Raw genomic sequence first — 18,230 nt, 5'->3', positions numbered from 1 at the left:
GGCTGGGCCTGGAAATATCCGGGTCGGGTCGGTGATTCGCCGATCATTGGTGCCGGCAACTACGCAGACAACCGCTACGGTGCGGCAGGCTGTACCGGCATGGGGGAAATGGCCATTCGCGGTGTGACGGCACACAGCGTGGTGTTCTACCTCAAGAGCGGTGCGTCGGTCGCCCAGGCCGGCATCCGTGCCATGCAGGACCTCGATCATCTGGGTGGTCGATACCTCTCAGGCATGAACATCGTTGTGCTGGACAGAAGTGGTACCCCAGGTGGCTTCAGCAGCATCAAAGACCGCACCTTCATCTACCAGACCGAAGACATGAGCACTCACGAGGAAACGATGCGTACGCTCGTAGACATTACCCAGCGCTGGGGCTAGGCCTTGAACCTTCAGTTGACTGATTCTTCTTCTTCGTAGAACACAGGCGCATAACGAACTTCGCCCCGAGGCAAGTCGGCGGACCCTTGATCGAGCGGCAGTATCTGGAATGCCGGCCTGTTGCGCCGGGTGCCAAACCAGAAACCCGATACAAAGGCCTGACAAAACCCGAACCGGCAGTAATAGGCGGGGTCACCCAACACAAAGCACGTTTCATAGTGGTGCTCGCGGCACCACTTGAGACCGTGACGGATGAGTTGGGTACCTATACCCTGCAACTGGCGCGCCGGCAGCACGGCCACCGGCCCCAGTGCAACCGCAACGGCCGACGTCCCGGCACCGATCACATCGACTTCTGAAAACAGAGCGTGTCCACACACCGTTGAATCGCTGAGCGCAACATAAGACAGATACGGGCGATGGCCTTGCCGAATGCGGGTGACGATCCGGGATTCCATCCCGCCCCCAAACGCAGTATCGTGCAGCCTGGCAACCGCATCAAAATCGGCGTCGTTTTCTTCCCGAAATTCCAAGAAACGGCTCATCGTATACTCATCATCCGGTAAATTAATCCAGCGCCCAAACGGCCTCGACTGATCATTGACGACCCGAGACGGTGGGTTCGAATACATGTCCAACCATAAAACTTCGGAACATTACGGACACGCTTTAAGCCACATCCATGATACCGGCTTTGCCGGTGTTGCAGAAGCGGCTGCAGACATGCTGATCTGCGCACTTAAAGCTTCGCGACTAACTCATGGCAGGATCACTGATCTGGGTTGTGGCAGCGGCATCCTGGCACGAAGACTGTTCGATCAGGGCTACACCGTCGAAGGGGTCGACCAGTCCGTCGCCATGCTGGCACTGGCGCAGTCGCGCGCACCGGGGGCAAAATTCAGACACGAGTCACTGTTCGACTGTGAGATCGGGCCCTCAGTCGCTGTCTGTGCCATTGGTGAATGTTTTAACTACCTCTTCGACCCCAACAATGATGACGCGGCGCTGGACCGCGTACTGCACCGCGTGCATCAGTCACTGGAAGGCGGTGGGATTTTTCTCTTCGACATCGCTACGCCGGACCGGATCGTGAAGGCGCCAGCGAAAAACTTTTTCCAGACGCAAGACTGCACGACCCTGGTCGAGAATGTTCGATCGGAGATACCGCTCAGGATGACGCGGGAGATATCTTCTTTTGTCAGGGACGGTGAATACTACGAACGTGTGGATGAAACCCATTCCCTGCGACTGATCGACCCCGACACGCTTGCGCACAGTATCACCACACTGGGTTTCGAATTTGAGATGTTCGAGTGCTACGGCCCAACTCCACTGCCCACCGGATGCGTCGGATTTCTTGCCCACAAACGCAATGCCCCCGGGCCAGATAAAGTGAATCGAGTATGGGGGAATCAGGCGGTACTGCCATGACAGCTGATCTACAGTCACTGAGACAGCGGATCAACGCCGCCGACGAGCGCATCCGGGAACATGTGCGGCAAACCTATCTGGAACACTCTCCCCTACTGAGCGATCTATGCGCTGGCAGTGTGTACTGCAAGCTGGAGAATCTGCAGCACACCGGTTCGTTCAAACTTCGGGGCGCCTTCAACAAAATACTCTCACTCTCGGAAACTGATCGAAAAAACGGCATCGTGACCTCATCCTCGGGTAATCATGGTGCCGGCGTCGCCTATGCTCTCAAGACACTGAAACAGTCCGGTACGATCTATGTTCCCGAGAACGTGGTGCCGGAAAAAGCACGCAATATCGAGCGGCTGGGGGGGCAGTTGACCTACTTTGGCACTGATGTTGTCGAAACCGACGCTGAAGCCTACCGTTTTGCCGAACAGCACGGCATGACTTTTATCTCCCCCTACAACGATCTGGATGTCGTTGCGGGCCAGGGGACGATCGGCGTGGAGCTACTGCACCAGATGACGTCACTGGATGCCGTTTTTGTTGCGGTCGGCGGCGGTGGTCTGATATCGGGTATCGGTGCCTGCCTGAAAACTGCGCTGCCTGGGATAGAGGTTGTGGGTTGTTCACCACAAAATTCTGCTGTCATGATGGCCTCGGTCGAGGCCGGTCACGTACTTGACATGCCAAGCCTGCCCACACTGTCTGACGGTACCGCAGGGGGTGTTGAGCCCGGCGCTGTGACTTTCGAGCTGTGCAGCACGATTGTCGACCGCTGGGTCAGCGTGACCGAATCTGAGATCAGCGGAGCCATTCGATTGTTCCTGGCCGAACACCGGATGGCTGTAGAAGGTGCGGCCGGCGTTGCCCTTGCGGCTTTTCAGAAAACCTCCACCGACTACGCCGGGAAATTCGTGGCGATCATCATCTGCGGCGGCAATATCGGGCGGGACAAGCTTCAGAGCGTGCTGTCTGAAAGCCTCACACCGGGACCGGCGAAGCCGGCCCCGGGGAGGTAACAATGGCGGATTGACGGGAACTCAGAGGGGAGGAGGAAAAATCCGGAGATGGCTCCCATCATAACGATACAGCTGGTTACCGCCTGAACATCTCCGTTGCGTGGCAGAGCTACGGGTACACCGGCAGACTCCGTCACGGTACTGAAGCGGGATACTAGGTATCCCGCCGCCTGGTCCAACAGCCAAATTGAACAACCTGCCGTTGGAAGGGAATAAATACGGTGGTCCGATGGAAACAAAGGAGGAGACAGCTTTCCGAGGGGATGTTCCCATCGTATCGATGCCACCGTTCACCGCTAACCCATCCCCGGAAGCAATTCTTGACCCTGTACTCAAGGCGACCGGTGCTGATCTACCCTGGATCATGCTGATGCCTTGAGCACGGATTCGATTGTCGTCAAATAGTTCTGCACTTCTTTTTTGCCCTTTTTCGTACAACGGTAGCTGGTTCTTGGTTTTCGACCGATAAATTTCTTGTCTATCTTCACCAGTCCCTCATCTTCCAGTTTCTTCATATGGGTCGAAAGATTGCCTTTTGTCAGTTCCAGTGACTGAAGCAGCGAGTTGAAGTCAACCGCGGCTTCTGCAAACGACAGGTGGGCCATGATCGACAAACGAACACGGTCAAACAGAACTGGATGAACATTGAGCAGATCGGTCGAAGCCACGACTCTTCGTCTCAGTCACCGAATCCGTTCTGCTGCCGGTACAGATACAACAGCCGCCCAAGCGATATACCTGTTATTACGATGAATACGACAAAGGGCACCAGCAACTCAGACGAGTCGTTGACAAATTGTATAAACCCAGCTGCTATACATAGGACGCCCAGCACCACACCGACACGGGTAGGCAGCGTAAACAATCGGCCCTGGAGCAGGTAATCACCGGTAAAAGCCAGCAGCAAGGGCGCGATCCACTGCGGTTGCCCGACCAGCAGAATCAGAGAAACCGCGATGAATTTCATCAGTAGGTCCGAGGTATAGGACAGATGCCGCGCATACCGGAAGTTTCTGGCAATATAGGTGTTGAATTCTTCGCCGCTGTTCTGTGCCGCCCGCCACAGTACAAGGTAGAGCGACACAATCATCGCCAGCACCAGACACGCCATCAGGCCGATGCCCAACAGCGGGAACTCGCCAGCTTCCCGCCCCAGCAGGATGAAAGCCGATATACCCCGGCCTGAAAGGACTTCGATGATGACAAACACCAGTGCGACGCATAACGCACCGGCCTGCAATAGAATGTTGGCGTTCAGCGTGGCGCCGAAAAGCCCTACAGACCGGTGTTCGGCCTTCGTCTGCTCGACCTGGTTGAGGACGCGTCTAAGCAGTTCAACATCGGCGATCGCCCGCCGGACATCGGTGTTACTGTCTGTCATCCCACCCCCATAGTTGCAAACTGGTTTGTATTACAAACCATAAATATAAAACTGACCGGCCAAGCTGTCAAGAGAGACTGGAATCAAAGACGAGCCGAGTTGGTGGAGAACGAATCGAGCAATTAAAATAGGAAGATTCGGGCCCTGATCAATGGCGATCGATCGCCTGGCATACTCCAAGTATTTCCCTCATTCAAATGGAACAATTCAGCCAGTGACCACTTCGCTTCAACTCGACGACATTCGATCAGCGGCACAAAGAATTCAGCCGTATATCAACCGCACACCACTGTACCATTGGCAGGACGACTGGGTGGACGAACACATTTCAGGCGGCGAGCTCCATCTCAAGCTTGAATTTCTACAGCGCACGGGCAGCTTCAAGGCCCGGGGTGCCGTGAACAACATCCTCACCCGGGATGATGTGGAGCGGGGCAAAGGCGTCACAGCCGTCAGTGCCGGGAATCACGCCATCGCCGTTGCCTATGCCGCTGATGCACTCGGTGTCTCGGCCAAGGTCGTGATGCATCGCGGTGCAAATCCGGCTCGTGTCGCCAAATGCCGCGCGTTCGGCGCCGAAGTCGTTCTGGTCGACGACATGACGCAGGGATTCCCGACCATGGAAGAAATTGCTGAGAGAGAGGATCGCAGTGTTATCCACCCTTTCGATGGCCAAGCGACGATGCAGGGCACCGGAACGGTGGGCCTGGAAATCGCTGAGTCCATAGCTGATCTCGATGCAGTGGTGGTGGCCGTCGGCGGTGGCGGCCTGATTGCCGGGGTAGGCAGTGCACTTAAAGCACTGCAGCCCTCGCTGACACTCTACGGCGTCGAACCTGACGGGGCTTCTGGTATGAGCCAAAGCCTGTCACTCGGCAGGCCCCTCGACAAGGTGGAGGTCAATACCATAGCCGACAGCATGGGTGCGCCACTTCACTGCGCCGAGAGTTTTGCGATCTGTCAGCAGGTGGTGGATGAGATTGTGCTGCTGGACGACGATGCACTGTGCCGAGGCATGACCATCGCTTTTGATCAGCTCAAGTTCTCACTGGAAGCCGCCGGCTCAGCAGTATTGGCCGCCCTGGCCGGACCCCTCAAAGGCCGACTCACGGGCAAGCGCACCGCCGCAATTCTCTGTGGCAGCAACATCGACGAGGCGAGCTGGCAACAATTGATCGAACGCGGCCGCAGCAGTCAGCCGGCATGAGACCACTCCGAAATTCAAACGTTATTTCTTTTCTTTAGCTTCAGTAGGATAGTCGTTTTTCTTCCAGGCCGAATATCCGCCTGCCATGTGGCAAACCGGGGAAAGACCCATTTCCTGAACACTCTTCGCTGCCAATGCTGATCGCAACCCGCCGGCGCAGAAAAATATGAAACGCTGCCCCGACTGGAAAACGTCCCGGGCATAGGGGCTTTGCGGATCCACCCAGAACTCGAGCATCCCGCGCGGTGCGTGAACCGCTCCTGGAATGGCACCTTCACGCCACAGTTCGCGAATATCGCGAATATCCACAAACACCACGTCTTCATCTTCCAGATGGTCCCGTGCTTCATCCACAGTCCACGTTTCGACAACAGTTTCGGCTTCGGCACACAGTTCTTTAATTCCTTTTGTAATCATAGGGTTCTCCATTGCGATCGGTCATGGACGGCCCGGTTCATAGAACGAACACGCCACCAGACCATCATGGACGCCTCATCAGCGCTTTACTGAACATAGTCTGCCACCTCGTGGCGACTTCCGGGTGCGGGGCCTGACACCAGAATAGCCACAACGGCATCGGCCACGAGCGCCGGACTCCGAAGCGCGCCTTGGACCTTGAACCCCACGAAGTCCTGAAGTCTGGGGAAATCGGTTTGCGCTGCTGAGCGGATCGACGCCTGCATGCCGGTGTCGATCAGACCCGGACTGATGTTGACCGCATTAATCGGGAAAGGATTGTCGGCCTGCTCCAGCGCAATCGTCCGGATGAAATGTTCGATGCCCGCTTTCGCGGCACAGTACAGCGACCAGCCCTCAATGCCCGAGAGAGCCGCGCCTGACGAGATGTTGACAATCGCCTTGGGACAGTCTTTGGCTTGAAAAGCCAGTATGAAAGCCCTGAGCAGCACAATGGCACCGACAAAATTCACGTTAACGTTGCCAAGCACACTGTCGAATGCCTTGTCGGCAACCTGACCGATGGGCATCACATCCCCAGCATTGTTGAACAGCAGCACGTGCTCGCAGGGGTCCGCCGCAATTCGCCCAAACTCATCGTCCAAGATCTGCTGCGCCACCGCCGGTTGCGCAAGATCCACCTGGACGGAATCGGCCGTACGACCGCTGCGTGACAGCTCCGTGATCTTGTACCCCGCACGCCGATACTCATCGACCAGTGCAGCACCCAGTCCCCGCGAGCCACCGGAGATGATCATTCGTTTCATCGAGTCCCCGATACCTGTGGACCACTGGTCCGATTGTTAACAGCGCACTCAATTCTGGCCAGTGCCTGTTCCAGCGTTTGGCGGCGACAAGCCACATTCATGCGGGCAAACCCCTCACCCTCCGGTCCGAAAATATGACCACCATCGACGTAGACCCGGGCGTCATCCATCATAAGGCTGTTCAAAGCCTCTCCATCCAGTCCAAGGTCCCGGCAGTCAATCCAGGCCAGATAGGTCCCCTCGATCGGTATCAGTTTCATCGACTGCAGGTGGCTCTTTAGATAATTGTCCAGGTACTCAAGATTGCTCCAGATATAGTCGATCACCTGCGCAAGCCAGGGTTCACCATGGTTGTAGGCGGCCTCAGTTCCGACCAGGCCGAACGGGTTTGTGCCCCAAAGACCCAGCGCCCGCAATTCGATCCGAAGTTCGTCTCGAAGCTCTGCATCGGGCACGATGATATTGGAGGTCTGCAGGCCAGCCAGGCTGAAGGTCTTGCTGGGTGCCGTACAGACAAAAACGTCTTTCAGAAATCGCTCATCCAGCGTACCGTAGCTGACGAACTGTCGGCCCGGCATGATCAGATCACTGTGAAGCTCGTCAGCGATGACCCGCACGCCGTTTTCGGTACAGATCTCGGCATAGCGGCTGAGTTCTTCCCGGCTCCACACCCGTCCGACCGGGTTGTGCGGACTACATAGAATCGCCAGCTTGACCGCAGGATCAGCGGCCTTTTCTGCCAGATCGTCAAAGTCCATTTCATAGCGGTCGCCCGTTAGCAGCAGAGCACTGGATGAGATCTCGCGCTGGTTATTCTCGATAGAGAATGTAAATGGATGGTAGACCGGTCGCTGTATCAAAACCTTATCGCCCGGCGCCGTGAAATGGCGAACGATTACGTGCAGTGCCGTGACCACACCCGGCATCATCAGGATCCAGTCCGGCTCCACTGTCCATGCCTTTCGCCGCGCCATCCAGCTGCACACTGCCGACAGGTAACTGTCGGTCTTGGATGCATAGCCGTAAACGCCCCGCTGCGCCCGCCGCGTCACCGCTTCAACAATGGGCGGTGCCGCCAGAAAATCCATGTCTGCAATCCACATGGGCAATACGGACTGGTCGCCTAGATCAGGATCGGTCAGATTCCAGTGTTTTAGTCCATGATCATCGACCATGAACTCCCACTTGATCGAATTGACACCGTAATGATCAACTGCCTGATCAAAATCTATAGTCACCGAAATACCTCAGTCGCTTGTATATAAAGCGGTTCCGGCGTCTGATTAACAGGTGGTCACCGGAGAAGGGGGCGAATTCTACTCTGTCCTGCAGAGTCCGGTATCACCGCATCTCACGCCAGTGCACAAGCACCGCCATTAATGCCATCATCCCGCACAGCGTCATCACACTGATTGCGCGCGCAGCACCGATCCAATCTGCGAGATACCCGACACTGAGCATACCGAGCGGCATGGTGCCGATACACATCGTCAGAATCCCCAGTACCCGTCCGCGGATCGATGCTGGTGTTTCCACAAAAATTAGGGTGCTCTGCATCGTGCCAAAACCCGCCAGGCCAAGCCCGCCAATCAGCAATACGGACACGGACAGCCCAAATACCCCGGACAACGAGAAAATGAATACGGCCACGAGCACGATTGTGGAGCCGATGACGAATATCCGCCGGTAATACACCGACTGTGCAAAGACCGTCACGACGATCGCTCCGAACAGCGCACCACACCCATCTGCTGCAGCCAATACACCGATCAGAGACGGTTCAAGATGCAAAACATCCTTACCAATAACTGGAATCATGCCTAGAAACGGGAAAGCAAAAAAGTTCATCAGCACAGTAATAACCAGAACCGCCGTCACAACACGGTTCGAGCGGATGTAACGCAGCCCCTCGATGATGTCCGCAAGTAAGGAGGATGTCCGTGCTGGCGGCGCCGATGGATCGGCCGACAGTTTCGCAATCAAAAATGCGGCCAGTGCCGAGAGAACAAACCCGACCAGATAAGTGCCTACCAGCCCAACGGCCTGGTAGACCACACCGCCGAGAAGTGGCCCGGCCATGCGAGTGGCGTTGTTGGTCGCGGAATCCAGGCCCATGGCCGCGCCCAGGCGCCGCATTCCTGCCACTTCACCGAGCAGCATGCGACGTATCGCAAAGTCAGCAGAAAACAGCAGGCCATTCGCGACTGCGCCGACACCGACCTGCCAGAGTGTGATGTAGCCACTCAGTGCCAGCAAAAACAAAATGGCACACACAACCGAGAGCAACACCAGCCCCCCCAGCAACAGTCGACGACGATCAAACCGTTCGGCGACCACACCGACAATGCTGCCCATCAGGATCAACGGCAACAGTCGCAGAAAGACCATCACGGCAACCAGCATGGGTGATCCAGTCACTTCGTAGGTGAATACCCCTACTGCGAGCATATCCAGCCAGCGGACCGTTCCGTAGATCGCGCCAGCCAGCCACACTTTTCGGAAATTGGAATCGCCCAGTAGTGACAGCCGCTCACGCCAGCCTGCGGCGCTGGCAGACTGTGCTTCGGGTTCAGCTGGCACGGCAGGAAACGGTCAGTTCTCGCACCCCGACCGGCTGCGCAGTTGTCACGGCGTTATGTGGTTGCAGAAGCAGTAAATTCCGGCACCTCGAAGACCACGTTGCACTGCCCGGTACCCGAGCTTGGAAAATAATCGGTGACAATGTCGACCGGTCCCCGGTACGTATCCCAACCCAGAGCACCGAGCAGCATGGCGGTATCATGCATACCGCCCTCACCCTGACAGGCTTCGGCATATTCCGGGAGCATTGCCGTGAATAGGTCGAAGCGACCGGACGCCCACAGTTCCAGTACTTTGAGGTCGACCTGACGGTAGAACTCACGACTGATGTCAAACATCGAATCCTGCGGACTGCCATCGTCCTGGAACCGGTGGGACAGTGAGCCGCTGGCGAAGATCGCCACCCGGCTGTCGCTGCGCACGATCGCCTCGACCACCGCTTCACCAAACAGACGGCTATTGTCAAGCGTGTGCCAGTCGCACCAGGCCGACACCGAGACCACCTTGAAATGCTGGTCATCATTCATGTACCGGTTCGGAACCAGTGTGCCGTATTCCAGGCCCAGGCTTTCCATCTGATGGGCGCGGGCATTCAGCCCTATTTCCTGTGCACATTCGGCAATCAGTTCGCCCAGTGCTGGATTACCGGGGCACTCGTAGGCCATGTCCTGAATAAAGTGCGGGAGTTCATTGCTGGTATAAACCCCCTTGAACCGCGGCGCACAGTTGATGTGGTAGCCGGCATTGACCAGCCAATGCACGTCAAACACCACCAGCGTGTCGGCGCCACGCTCGCGTGCTCGCCGACTGATCTCACGATGGCCATCGATAGCGGCCTGCCGACAGCCCTGGTGAGGACCGGGCAGTTCTGAGAGATACATCGACGGCACATGAGTGATTTTTGCTGCCAGAACCAGTTCACCCATAACGCTTCTCCCTGTCAGTTGGTCAGGCCCAACCTGGGGACCCGATGATCCGTGGTGGCTATACTGATGTTCTTGGTTTCCATGTAGAAATCAAAACTGTAATCGCCCCCATCGCGCCCCATGCCGCTGGATTTCATCCCACCGAATGGTGTCGGCAAGTGGCGAACATTTTCCGAATTCACCCAGATCATGCCGGCATCCATCTGCCCGGCAACCCGATGCGCACGACCGACATCCCGTGTCCATAAATAGCCGGCCAGCCCGTAGTCCACCGCATTGGCCTGATCCAGCGCATCGGCCTCGTCATCAAAAATCAGCACCGACAACACCGGCCCAAAAATCTCTTCCCGGGCCACGCGCATCGCACCGGACACACCGGTCAGCAACGTGGGCTGAAAATAACAGCCCCCGGCTTTATCCAGTGCCTCGCCGCCAACCCGGACCGTGGCACCTTCTTCTGCGCCCACCGCCATGTAGCTGCAGACCTTGCTGTGGTGGTCCGGATGGATCAAGGGACCGAGTTCAGTTGCCGGGTCGAGCGGATGCCCGACCTTGATTTGTTCGACCCGGCTTGCCAGCGCATCGACGAATTCGTCATGAATGCTCTGCTGCACCAGCAATCGGCTTGAAGAGGTACAGCGTTCACCATTTAAGCTGTAGATCATGAACACCACCGCATCCAGTGCCCGATCCAGATCAGCATCGTCGAACACAATCACCGGATTTTTTCCGCCGAGTTCAAAGTGAACGCGCTTGAGTGTTTGTGCGCCCTGCGACATGATGTGGCGGCCGGTTTCAGACCCCCCTACAAAAGCAACTGCACGCACATCCGGGTGCTCGGTTAAGGCGCGACCCGCCACCTCACCGAGGCCGTTGACGAGGTTCCAGACGCCTGCCGGCAGCCCCGCATCATGGGCGATCTCCGCCAGTAGCGTCGCTGTCAGCGGGCTCCATTCGGCCGGCTTGTGAATCACAGTACACCCGGCAGCCAGGGCCGGTGCAATTTTCCAGGTCGACAGCATGAACGGCGTGTTCCAGGGGGTGATGACCCCGACCGGTCCCAGCGGTTCGCGAACCGTGTAATTCAGCTGGTTAACCGCCGGCAGATGCAGACCGTCGCGTGCCGACGGCGCACGGTCTGCGAAAAAACGAAAATTCTCGGCACCACGCACAGCGGCCTTACTCATGTAGCGAATGGCCTGGCCGGTGTCGACGCTCTCGACCAAAGAAATCTCCTCGGCTCGCGCTTCGATGGCGTCGGCGATGCGGTGAAGCAGCTGGCGTCTCGCAGCACCGGACACAGTTCGCCACGCCGCGAATGCCCCGGTCGCCGCTTCAACGGCCAGATCGATCTCCGCTTTACCACCCATCGCGACGCTGTTGATTACGGTGCCATCGATCGGTGTGCGGTTCTCCAGTGCTGGCTCACGACCGCCAGCCACCGCTTTCCCGTCAATGAGGTGCCCTAGTGGCGTCCCCTGGAAGCGGGACAGATACTGCTCGGCCTTGTGCTGGTTGTCAGTACAACGATCAGTCATGGTCAGCCTCCCCGGCGACGTTTGACATAATCGTGCAGGTTGCTCTTCTTGTGGCTGGTCTCGGGCACGATCTCCTGGATCTCGAGCGACACACCCAGAGGATGGGCCGCCATGTCCGGTTCCAGAAATTCACACAAAGCCTCAAACACCTCATGTGCTGCCCGCTGCCGGGTTTCCAGATCCCGGCCGGATCCGATCCGCAAGACCAGGTGCACGAATGCATTGTCGCTATGACCATCTGCGATCAGATAACCCTCTCGGGGGACACGCCGGGTCCTGATGCCGCCCTCCGGGAATACGCCGGTTGCCAGTGCGGCCTGGTGCACGGTGTGCGTGAGATCGCCCAGGTCAATACGGGCTGACAGGTTTGCTGAGTGCTCAATAAAGATATGGGGCATAACGTAAGCCGGCCTGGCCGTCCGCAGCAGTGGGTGAAATGAGTGTTATGCTAATATTTAACATGTTAATTAAGTTGGTTAAACCCCTGCCGCCTGCTCGATCGATTCAAAACTGATTTCCGGAGGTATTTGCATGTCTGCTGGCGTTGAACAACTCAAAGGCTCCATCCCCCCCCTGATCACGCCCTTTCGGAATGGTGAGGTCGACCTGGCCGGTTACGCCGGACTGGTCGATTTTCAGGTCGAGCAGGGATCTCATGGCATTCTGGTTAATGGGACCACCTCTGAACCGTCCACACTGACCGTCGACGAGCGCAACCACTTGATTGACGTCGCCATGGAGACCGTGGCTGGACGAATACCGGTGGTCGCGGCCACCGGTTCCCAGTCACTCGCCGAAACGCAGGCTTTGACCGCCCACGCGGTTGACGCCGGTGTCGATGCGCTGCTGATCGTCACGCCTTATTACATCCGGCCGCCGCAACGCGGTCTGATCGAATACTACCTCGAAGTCACCACCCCTCATCCACTGCCGTGGATGATCTATCACATCCCCGGCAGGACCGCCGTATCCGTCACACTGGATACGGTCGCTGAACTGCGCGATCGTTCCCCACAGTTTGTCGGCATGAAACATGCCGTCAACGATCTCGGGTTTGTGTCCGAATGCCTTGCACGGGTCGGAAGTGACTTCAGGATTTTTGTCGGTCTTGAGGAACTCAGTTTTCCCATGATGGCAGTGGGTGCCTGCGGCCTGATGAACGCTGTAGGCAACCTGAGGCCAAAGCCCCTGGCAGACATGTGCGAGGCGGTGTGGCGGAACGATCTCGACGAGGGGCGCAAGATTCACCAGCGATTGCTTGAGATCAACAAGGCTGTATTTTTCGATACCAATCCGATCCCCATGAAGTACATGATGAAGCGCCTTGGAATCATCCCAGAAAACGAACACCGCCTGCCCATGGTGGCGGCCAGCACGGAACTCGCCGCCCGGCTCGACCGGGTGCTCGATAACGCCGGTCTACTGGACTGAGACGCCCGTATGAAACTAGCTTCTTTTCTCACAGAGAACCGGCGAGCCTATGGCATCGTGACCGACAGCGGTGTGATTGATCTCAGTCGGCTGTCTGAAACACCGGATAACCTGTGTTCTGCCCTCACTGACCCGGGCCCACAACAACTGGCTGCGCTGGGTGCTGAACTCGCACCGGATTTTGCGCTGAACGAGATCAGTTATGCACCGCCGATCACCGACCCGCAAAAAATCATCTGCATCGGCGTGAATTACGTCAATCGCAATGAAGAGTACGACGACACGGCCCTGCCTCCCTACCCCAGTGTATTCCTGCGCACGCCTGGTTCACTGGTGGGACACCTGCAACCGATCGTCCGACCACCGGAATCCGAGCAGTTCGACTACGAGGGCGAGATCGCGATCGTCATCGGCAAGCCTGGCCGACGGATTGCCCAGGACGATGCCGAAGCACACATTGCCGGGCTGACCGTACTTCAGGAAGGCAGCGTCCGGGACTGGATGCGGCACGGCAAATTCAACGTGACCCAGGGCAAGAATTTCGACCGATCCGGCGCTGTCGGACCCTGGCTAGTGACCGCAGATGAATTCGACAACTATGACAATCTGACCGTGACCACCCGGGTCAATGGTGAACAGCGCCAGCACGACACAACCGCCAATCTGCTGTTTTCATTTTCGTATCTGATCAGCTATCTATCTACCTTCATGGGTCTTCAAACCGGCGATATCATTTCAACCGGTACGCCGACGGGTGCTGGTGCCCGATTCGATCCACCCCGTTTTCTGGTAGCCGGCGATGAGGTTCAAGTCGAGGTGCCCGGTGTAGGACTGCTGCGTAACACGGTCGTCGATGAATAACAGCGACTCCAAGCGTCCGCCGCCAGCCGTTCCCGACAAAGGCGTATTCTCTCACGGCCTGAACGACTTTTCCCACACACTACCCATCAGGCTGCTGCGGGCACGGCACGCAGCCGTCAGCCAGTTTCAGCCGATCTTCCGCAAATACAACGTCACCGAACAGCAATGGCGAGTACTGCGCATGGTGACATCGGCGGGCGATATGACAGCGGGTGAACTGTCCCAGGCAATTTTCATCAGCATGCCCAGCCTGTCACGAATCATGCAGTCCCTGGAGGCGCGCAACCTCATTCGCCGCCGCGCCAATGAAGATGACCTCAGACAAACGATGGTGTCTTCCACCTTGGCTGCCCAGGCGATGGTCGCCGAGGCGGCCATCTGGTCGGATACGCGCTACAGCGACATTGCCCAATGGTTCGGCAAGGAGCGCCTGGAACAACTTCAAACACTGCTGGATGACCTGGTTCAGACTCTCGACCAGCATCAGTAGATGCTGTGCCCCCTAAACGCGATGCCGATGGCGAGCGTATGACCGACACATCGGACAGCCCTCAAGCACCGCCGGTCACTGTCGTGCTCAGCACAATCGAGGCCACAGACCCTGCGCTCGTGGGACCCAAAATGGTTCACGTCGATTGGCTTCGGCGCTGGGGCGCACCCGTACCTGAAGCGTTCTGTATCACTACGGGGGCCTTTAAGATATTTCTCGACCACAACGCTTTGGCACCATCACTGGCTGCTGCCGAATCAAGCTGGGCGGACGGTAACGATACCGACCTTAAACAGGCGAGCCTGCTCTGCCGTCAGAAATTGTTAGCCGCCGCCATGCCGAGCAACATAGAGCAATCACTCAATAGTGCCTACCGTGCCTTGGCCGGTACTGAAGACGATGCTGAGCTGCCAGTTGCGGTGCGCAGCTCTGCCAGTGGTGAGGACTCAAAAGAGGCCAGCTTTGCGGGTCAGTATGAATCTTTTCTCAACATCCAAGGCCCGGGGCCATTGGTTAACGCGGTACGCCAAGTGTGGGCGTCGCTGTTTTCAGAACGCGCTATGCGTTACCGGCGTCGTAGCGGAACTCCTTTCGGCGAGACCCCTATGGCCGTTATTGTCATGTCGATGGTGCCTGCCCATTGCGCTGGCGTCGCATTTTCTGCCGACCCGGTAACTGGCAAACAGGATCGAATCATCATCGAGGGTTGCTGGGGCTACGGCGAAGCCGTTGTTCAGGGTGTCACCGTACCAGACAGGATTGCAGTTGATAAGGAAGATCAGCGGATTCTGGACTACAGGATCGGTTCAAAACAGATCCACAGCGCAATCGATCCTTCTACAGGAACCGTTGGTGAATTCAAGACTGACCCTGAACGACAGACTGAACCGTGCCTGACCTCCGCTGAAGTCATTCAAATCGCCACGGAAGTCTCCCGGCTTGAACGACAGATCGGGACACCTGTCGATACCGAGTGGGTATTGACCAACGCGGGGCAGCTTTTTTTCGTTCAACTGAGACCTATTACATCCTTGCCTGATCCGGCTCCACAATCTACTGTTTCAACGCTGCGCGCTGCAGGCCGCTGGCGCCGAGACCGCAACAACAAATAGAACCCTCGAGCTAATCTCAGAGCAAGCACTCTCGGATCCAGATCAGAAAATGGTGCCAGCCGAGTTCTTGCTCAAGTTATGGCTTGTGAATCGTTTCTAGCCCCCGAAAAAAGAAACCTTCCGAGTGATCAAACTCGGAAGGTTCACAATTGAATTATTATTCTGTAGACGACTGGACACCTGGCAACGTTTCATCCTATAACATCGTTGCAACCCTAGGTACACACTCAAATGCTAGACAAGAAACCTATCTTTAGAGCCGATCATGTCGGTAGCTTGTTGCGGCCGCAGGCGGTGAAAGACGCCCGAAAGGCTTGCCTTGAGGATGGCAGCATCGATTCTGCGGCCCTGGCGCAGGTCGAAGACGAGGCCATTCGCCAAGCCGTCGTCATACAGCAATCGGCTGGACTCAAGGCAGTCACTGACGGTGAGTACCGGCGCTCGTTCTGGCACTATGACTTCATGGGCCACCTGACCGGTTTCGAGCTGGTTGAACGTGACCACGGCCTTAAGTTCTCGGGGGCGGTCCTTCGGCCGATATTTCCCACGATCCCAGGAAAACTAGATTTTCCCGACGATCACCCCATGCTGGCACATTTTTCATACCTGGCGTCGGTCGCTGACGTGCAACCGAAAATCTCTATACCAGGCCCGAGCTGCTGCCATTTTCGGACGGCTGCGGCAGACATCCTGCCTGCGGAATACACCGATCTTGACGTCTTATTCGCTGATATCACGGCAACCTACGCGAAAGCGGTCAAGGCTTTTTATACCGCAGGCTGTCGGTATCTCCAAATGGACGACATCTTTTTTGCCTACCTGTGCGATCCCAAGATCAGAGCCGAAAAAGCAGAACAAGGACTTGATCCGGACTGGCTGGTCTCACGCTACGCCCAGATGATGCGGGAGGCCATCCAGGACAGACCGTCTGACATGACCATCGCCATGCACGTTTGCCGTGGAAATTTCCAGTCGACCTGGATGGCAGAGGGCGCCTACGACCCAGTGGCCGATGCGGTGTTTAATCAGACTGGGATCGATGTGTTTTTTCTGGAGTACGACACAGAACGGGCGGGTGGCCTCGCACCATTGCGGCTGCTGCCAAAAGGTAGCCAGCGGATAATGGTCGGCTTCATCACGACCAAAAAGGGGGAACTTGAAAGCCCCGACACCCTGCGCCGAAAATTTGACGAGGCATCGAAACACGCCGACCTTGATCAGCTCGGCATCGCGCCGCAATGTGGCTTCGCCTCGACCGAAGAGGGCAACAAGCTGACTGAAGACGAACAAAGACGAAAACTCGAACTGGTGACAGCAACAGCTGAACGGATTTGGGGTAGTGTCTGAACAGACCCTTGCTGGGATGTAGACTCATCTGATTTTGCATCCACCGGCTCCAAGCTTCGACTCAAACAGTTCAAATTCTTGCCAGGCCCTGGGTAAGATCGGCGATCAGGTCCTCTGGGTCCTCAAGGCCAATGTGTACCCGGAGCATGAACGGCTTCTCAGTCCATGGCACCCGTTCACGTGCAACCGGCATATGGTTAAACGCAATCAGGCTCTCATAACCACCCCAGGAGGAGCCTATCTGGAAATACTTAAGGCTATCTGCCATCGCCTTCACCGCGGTTTCATCTTCAGAATGCATCGCGAGCCCAAACAAACTGGACGCACCCTTGAAGTCACGCTTCCACAGTGCATGGCCAGGATCACCCGCCAGCGCAGGGTATAGCACGCGGTGTACCTGAGGCTGATCTGCCAACCAGGTGGCTACGTTTAACGTTGATTCCTGCTGCCGGCAAAGCCGAACAGAAAGCGTGCGTAGCCCTCGAAGGGCGAGATAACAATCATCCGGACTGGCTGCGTCACCGAGATTGTGCGCATGGCTGACCAGAATTCGGTGAGTGGCTTCACTAGACGACGTTACCATGCCGATGACAAGATCTGAATGACCGGCAATGTACTTTGTACCAGCCTGAATCGAAATATCGACACCGTGTTCAAGCGGCCGAAAAAATACCGGTGTGGCCCAGGTATTGTCCATAACCGTCAACACACCTTTTTCCTTTGCAGCCCGGGTAATTCCAGGGATGTCCTGCATCTCGAAAGTGAGCGAACCGGGTGCCTCCATAAATACCAGCCGTGTGTTCTTCTGGATCAATTCCGCGATCGCATCACCTATGTCCGGCGGGTAATATTCCGTGGTGACACCATATCGGCTCAACACCTGGTTACAGAAGGTACGCGTTGGCCCATAAACACTGTCCGAGATCAGGATATGATCCCCAGCACTGACCAATGCACCCAGAGCCACACTGATGGCGGACAGTCCCGATGTAGTAACTATGGTGCCATGTCCGCCTTCAAGATCAGCGATTGCTTCACCCAATGCCCGTGAATTCTGGGTACCCCGTGCGCCGTAGGTAATATCCGTGAGGTTTTTCTCGTCATCGAATCGATGAATGTAACTGTCCATATCCGCCGACAGAATTGTGGACGCGCGGTACACCGGCAGATTGACTGTGCCCTCAAAACTGCTGGGGCCACGCCCCAGGTGTACAAGCTTTGTATCTTCCTTCATGATCTTTCGACTCAATTCCCCGATCAACTTCCATTGCAGTTGACTGACTATTCTACAAGCTCATGCCGAGTTGAAACGGTA

Annotated in this window: 21 protein-coding genes; 10 read left to right on the top strand and 11 right to left on the bottom strand. The window is 56.6% G+C overall.

Annotation, left to right across the window (positions count from 1 at the left end):
- Positions 1–381, top strand: a 381-nt coding sequence (locus tag MK323_08815) for an isoaspartyl peptidase/L-asparaginase (protein MCH2482265.1), incomplete at its 5' end; no start/stop codon positions are given.
- Positions 382–392: 11 nt separating this feature from the next.
- Here the strand turns inward: MK323_08815 and MK323_08810 are convergent.
- Positions 393–926, bottom strand: a complete 534-nt coding sequence (locus tag MK323_08810; GenBank protein ID MCH2482264.1) for an N-acetyltransferase — start codon at positions 924–926, stop codon at positions 393–395.
- An 85-nt stretch (positions 927–1,011) separates the two neighbouring features.
- Here MK323_08810 and MK323_08805 point away from each other — a divergent pair, with 85 nt between their 5' ends.
- From MK323_08805 to MK323_08795, 3 genes are all read left to right on the top strand, one after another.
- A complete protein-coding gene (locus tag MK323_08805) occupies positions 1,012–1,812 on the top strand; it encodes a methyltransferase domain-containing protein (GenBank protein ID MCH2482263.1) in 801 nt (266 codons plus the stop codon).
- On the top strand, positions 1,809–2,819 hold the full coding sequence (locus MK323_08800) for a threonine/serine dehydratase (GenBank protein ID MCH2482262.1): 1,011 nt from the start codon (positions 1,809–1,811) through the stop codon (positions 2,817–2,819). Before MK323_08805 ends, MK323_08800 begins: the two co-directional genes overlap by 4 nt.
- Before the next feature lie 229 nt (positions 2,820–3,048).
- Positions 3,049–3,198 carry a hypothetical protein gene (locus MK323_08795; protein ID MCH2482261.1) on the top strand — a complete coding sequence of 50 codons (150 nt, stop codon included), beginning with the start codon at positions 3,049–3,051 and terminating at the stop codon, positions 3,196–3,198.
- Here the strand turns inward: MK323_08795 and MK323_08790 are convergent.
- Both MK323_08790 and MK323_08785 read right to left on the bottom strand, forming a co-directional pair.
- A complete protein-coding gene (locus MK323_08790) occupies positions 3,182–3,487 on the bottom strand; it encodes a transcriptional regulator (GenBank protein MCH2482260.1) in 306 nt (101 codons plus the stop codon). The genes MK323_08795 and MK323_08790 overlap by 17 nt on opposite strands.
- A gap of 11 nt (positions 3,488–3,498) precedes the next feature.
- Complete coding sequence (locus tag MK323_08785) at positions 3,499–4,200, bottom strand: hypothetical protein (protein MCH2482259.1); 702 nt, start codon at positions 4,198–4,200, stop codon at positions 3,499–3,501.
- Positions 4,201–4,351: 151 nt separating this feature from the next.
- Between MK323_08785 and MK323_08780 the strand changes: the two genes are divergently transcribed.
- Positions 4,352–5,407, top strand: a complete 1,056-nt coding sequence (locus MK323_08780) for a pyridoxal-phosphate dependent enzyme (GenBank protein MCH2482258.1) — start codon at positions 4,352–4,354, stop codon at positions 5,405–5,407.
- 21 nt (positions 5,408–5,428) lie between these two features.
- On the opposite strand, the gene MK323_08775 is transcribed toward MK323_08780, so the two are convergent.
- The 7 genes from MK323_08775 to MK323_08745 form a co-directional block, all read right to left on the bottom strand.
- Positions 5,429–5,824, bottom strand: coding sequence for a rhodanese-like domain-containing protein (locus tag MK323_08775; GenBank protein MCH2482257.1), 396 nt, complete (start codon positions 5,822–5,824; stop codon positions 5,429–5,431).
- Between the two features lie 86 nt (positions 5,825–5,910).
- On the bottom strand, positions 5,911–6,630 hold the full coding sequence (locus MK323_08770) for an SDR family NAD(P)-dependent oxidoreductase (GenBank protein MCH2482256.1): 720 nt from the start codon (positions 6,628–6,630) through the stop codon (positions 5,911–5,913).
- Positions 6,627–7,868, bottom strand: a complete 1,242-nt coding sequence (locus tag MK323_08765) for a pyridoxal phosphate-dependent aminotransferase (protein MCH2482255.1) — start codon at positions 7,866–7,868, stop codon at positions 6,627–6,629. The genes MK323_08770 and MK323_08765 overlap by 4 nt, the downstream gene beginning before the upstream one ends.
- 103 nt (positions 7,869–7,971) lie before the next feature.
- Entirely contained in the window at positions 7,972–9,210 is a 1,239-nt protein-coding gene (locus MK323_08760; GenBank protein ID MCH2482254.1) for an MFS transporter, read from the bottom strand.
- A gap of 53 nt (positions 9,211–9,263) precedes the next feature.
- The gene (gene hpaD, locus MK323_08755; protein ID MCH2482253.1) at positions 9,264–10,136 is read right to left on the bottom strand and encodes a 3,4-dihydroxyphenylacetate 2,3-dioxygenase; all 873 of its coding nucleotides are present in this window, start codon (positions 10,134–10,136) and stop codon (positions 9,264–9,266) included.
- 14 nt (positions 10,137–10,150) lie between these two features.
- Complete coding sequence (gene hpaE / locus MK323_08750) at positions 10,151–11,674, bottom strand: 5-carboxymethyl-2-hydroxymuconate semialdehyde dehydrogenase (GenBank protein MCH2482252.1); 1,524 nt, start codon at positions 11,672–11,674, stop codon at positions 10,151–10,153.
- 2 nt (positions 11,675–11,676) lie between these two features.
- Positions 11,677–12,072, bottom strand: a complete 396-nt coding sequence (locus tag MK323_08745) for a 5-carboxymethyl-2-hydroxymuconate Delta-isomerase (protein ID MCH2482251.1) — start codon at positions 12,070–12,072, stop codon at positions 11,677–11,679.
- 133 nt (positions 12,073–12,205) lie between these two features.
- Between MK323_08745 and dapA the strand changes: the two genes are divergently transcribed.
- The 5 genes from dapA to MK323_08720 all read left to right on the top strand — a co-directional run bounded on the left by dapA (position 12,206) and on the right by MK323_08720 (position 16,915).
- The gene (dapA, locus tag MK323_08740; protein ID MCH2482250.1) at positions 12,206–13,105 is read left to right on the top strand and encodes a 4-hydroxy-tetrahydrodipicolinate synthase; all 900 of its coding nucleotides are present in this window, start codon (positions 12,206–12,208) and stop codon (positions 13,103–13,105) included.
- Between the two features lie 9 nt (positions 13,106–13,114).
- Positions 13,115–13,966 (top strand): fumarylacetoacetate hydrolase family protein, encoded by an 852-nt coding sequence (locus tag MK323_08735; protein MCH2482249.1) that lies wholly within the window; start codon positions 13,115–13,117, stop codon positions 13,964–13,966.
- Positions 13,959–14,456, top strand: a complete 498-nt coding sequence (gene hpaR / locus MK323_08730; GenBank protein MCH2482248.1) for a homoprotocatechuate degradation operon regulator HpaR — start codon at positions 13,959–13,961, stop codon at positions 14,454–14,456. The genes MK323_08735 and hpaR overlap by 8 nt, the downstream gene beginning before the upstream one ends.
- Positions 14,457–14,461: 5 nt before the next feature.
- Entirely contained in the window at positions 14,462–15,568 is a 1,107-nt protein-coding gene (locus MK323_08725) for a PEP/pyruvate-binding domain-containing protein (GenBank protein MCH2482247.1), read from the top strand.
- A gap of 231 nt (positions 15,569–15,799) precedes the next feature.
- Positions 15,800–16,915 (top strand): 5-methyltetrahydropteroyltriglutamate--homocysteine S-methyltransferase, encoded by a 1,116-nt coding sequence (locus tag MK323_08720; GenBank protein MCH2482246.1) that lies wholly within the window; start codon positions 15,800–15,802, stop codon positions 16,913–16,915.
- Positions 16,916–16,985: 70 nt separating this feature from the next.
- On the opposite strand, the gene metC is transcribed toward MK323_08720, so the two are convergent.
- The gene (gene metC, locus MK323_08715; protein ID MCH2482245.1) at positions 16,986–18,149 is read right to left on the bottom strand and encodes a cystathionine beta-lyase; all 1,164 of its coding nucleotides are present in this window, start codon (positions 18,147–18,149) and stop codon (positions 16,986–16,988) included.
- Positions 18,150–18,230 lie beyond the last annotated feature (81 nt).

The sequence above is a fragment of the Gammaproteobacteria bacterium genome (assembly GCA_022450155.1).
GTDB lineage: Bacteria > Pseudomonadota > Gammaproteobacteria > Arenicellales > UBA868 > REDSEA-S09-B13.
Note: the sequence above shows the minus strand (reverse complement) of the source record. Positions and strands in the feature narration are given on the sequence as shown.

Coding starts and splice junctions, on each gene's coding strand:
- MK323_08810 (MCH2482264.1), bottom strand. CDS start 926: ATGAGCCGTTTCTTGGAATTTCGGGAAGAAAACGACGCCGATTTTGAT.
- MK323_08805 (MCH2482263.1), top strand. CDS start 1,012: ATGTCCAACCATAAAACTTCGGAACATTACGGACACGCTTTAAGCCAC.
- MK323_08800 (MCH2482262.1), top strand. CDS start 1,809: ATGACAGCTGATCTACAGTCACTGAGACAGCGGATCAACGCCGCCGAC.
- MK323_08795 (MCH2482261.1), top strand. CDS start 3,049: ATGGAAACAAAGGAGGAGACAGCTTTCCGAGGGGATGTTCCCATCGTA.
- MK323_08785 (MCH2482259.1), bottom strand. CDS start 4,200: ATGACAGACAGTAACACCGATGTCCGGCGGGCGATCGCCGATGTTGAA.
- MK323_08780 (MCH2482258.1), top strand. CDS start 4,352: ATGGCGATCGATCGCCTGGCATACTCCAAGTATTTCCCTCATTCAAAT.
- MK323_08775 (MCH2482257.1), bottom strand. CDS start 5,824: ATGATTACAAAAGGAATTAAAGAACTGTGTGCCGAAGCCGAAACTGTT.
- MK323_08770 (MCH2482256.1), bottom strand. CDS start 6,630: ATGAAACGAATGATCATCTCCGGTGGCTCGCGGGGACTGGGTGCTGCA.
- hpaD (MCH2482253.1), bottom strand. CDS start 10,136: ATGGGTGAACTGGTTCTGGCAGCAAAAATCACTCATGTGCCGTCGATG.
- hpaE (MCH2482252.1), bottom strand. CDS start 11,674: ATGACTGATCGTTGTACTGACAACCAGCACAAGGCCGAGCAGTATCTG.
- MK323_08745 (MCH2482251.1), bottom strand. CDS start 12,072: ATGCCCCATATCTTTATTGAGCACTCAGCAAACCTGTCAGCCCGTATT.
- dapA (MCH2482250.1), top strand. CDS start 12,206: ATGTCTGCTGGCGTTGAACAACTCAAAGGCTCCATCCCCCCCCTGATC.
- MK323_08735 (MCH2482249.1), top strand. CDS start 13,115: ATGAAACTAGCTTCTTTTCTCACAGAGAACCGGCGAGCCTATGGCATC.
- hpaR (MCH2482248.1), top strand. CDS start 13,959: ATGAATAACAGCGACTCCAAGCGTCCGCCGCCAGCCGTTCCCGACAAA.
- MK323_08720 (MCH2482246.1), top strand. CDS start 15,800: ATGCTAGACAAGAAACCTATCTTTAGAGCCGATCATGTCGGTAGCTTG.
- metC (MCH2482245.1), bottom strand. CDS start 18,149: ATGAAGGAAGATACAAAGCTTGTACACCTGGGGCGTGGCCCCAGCAGT.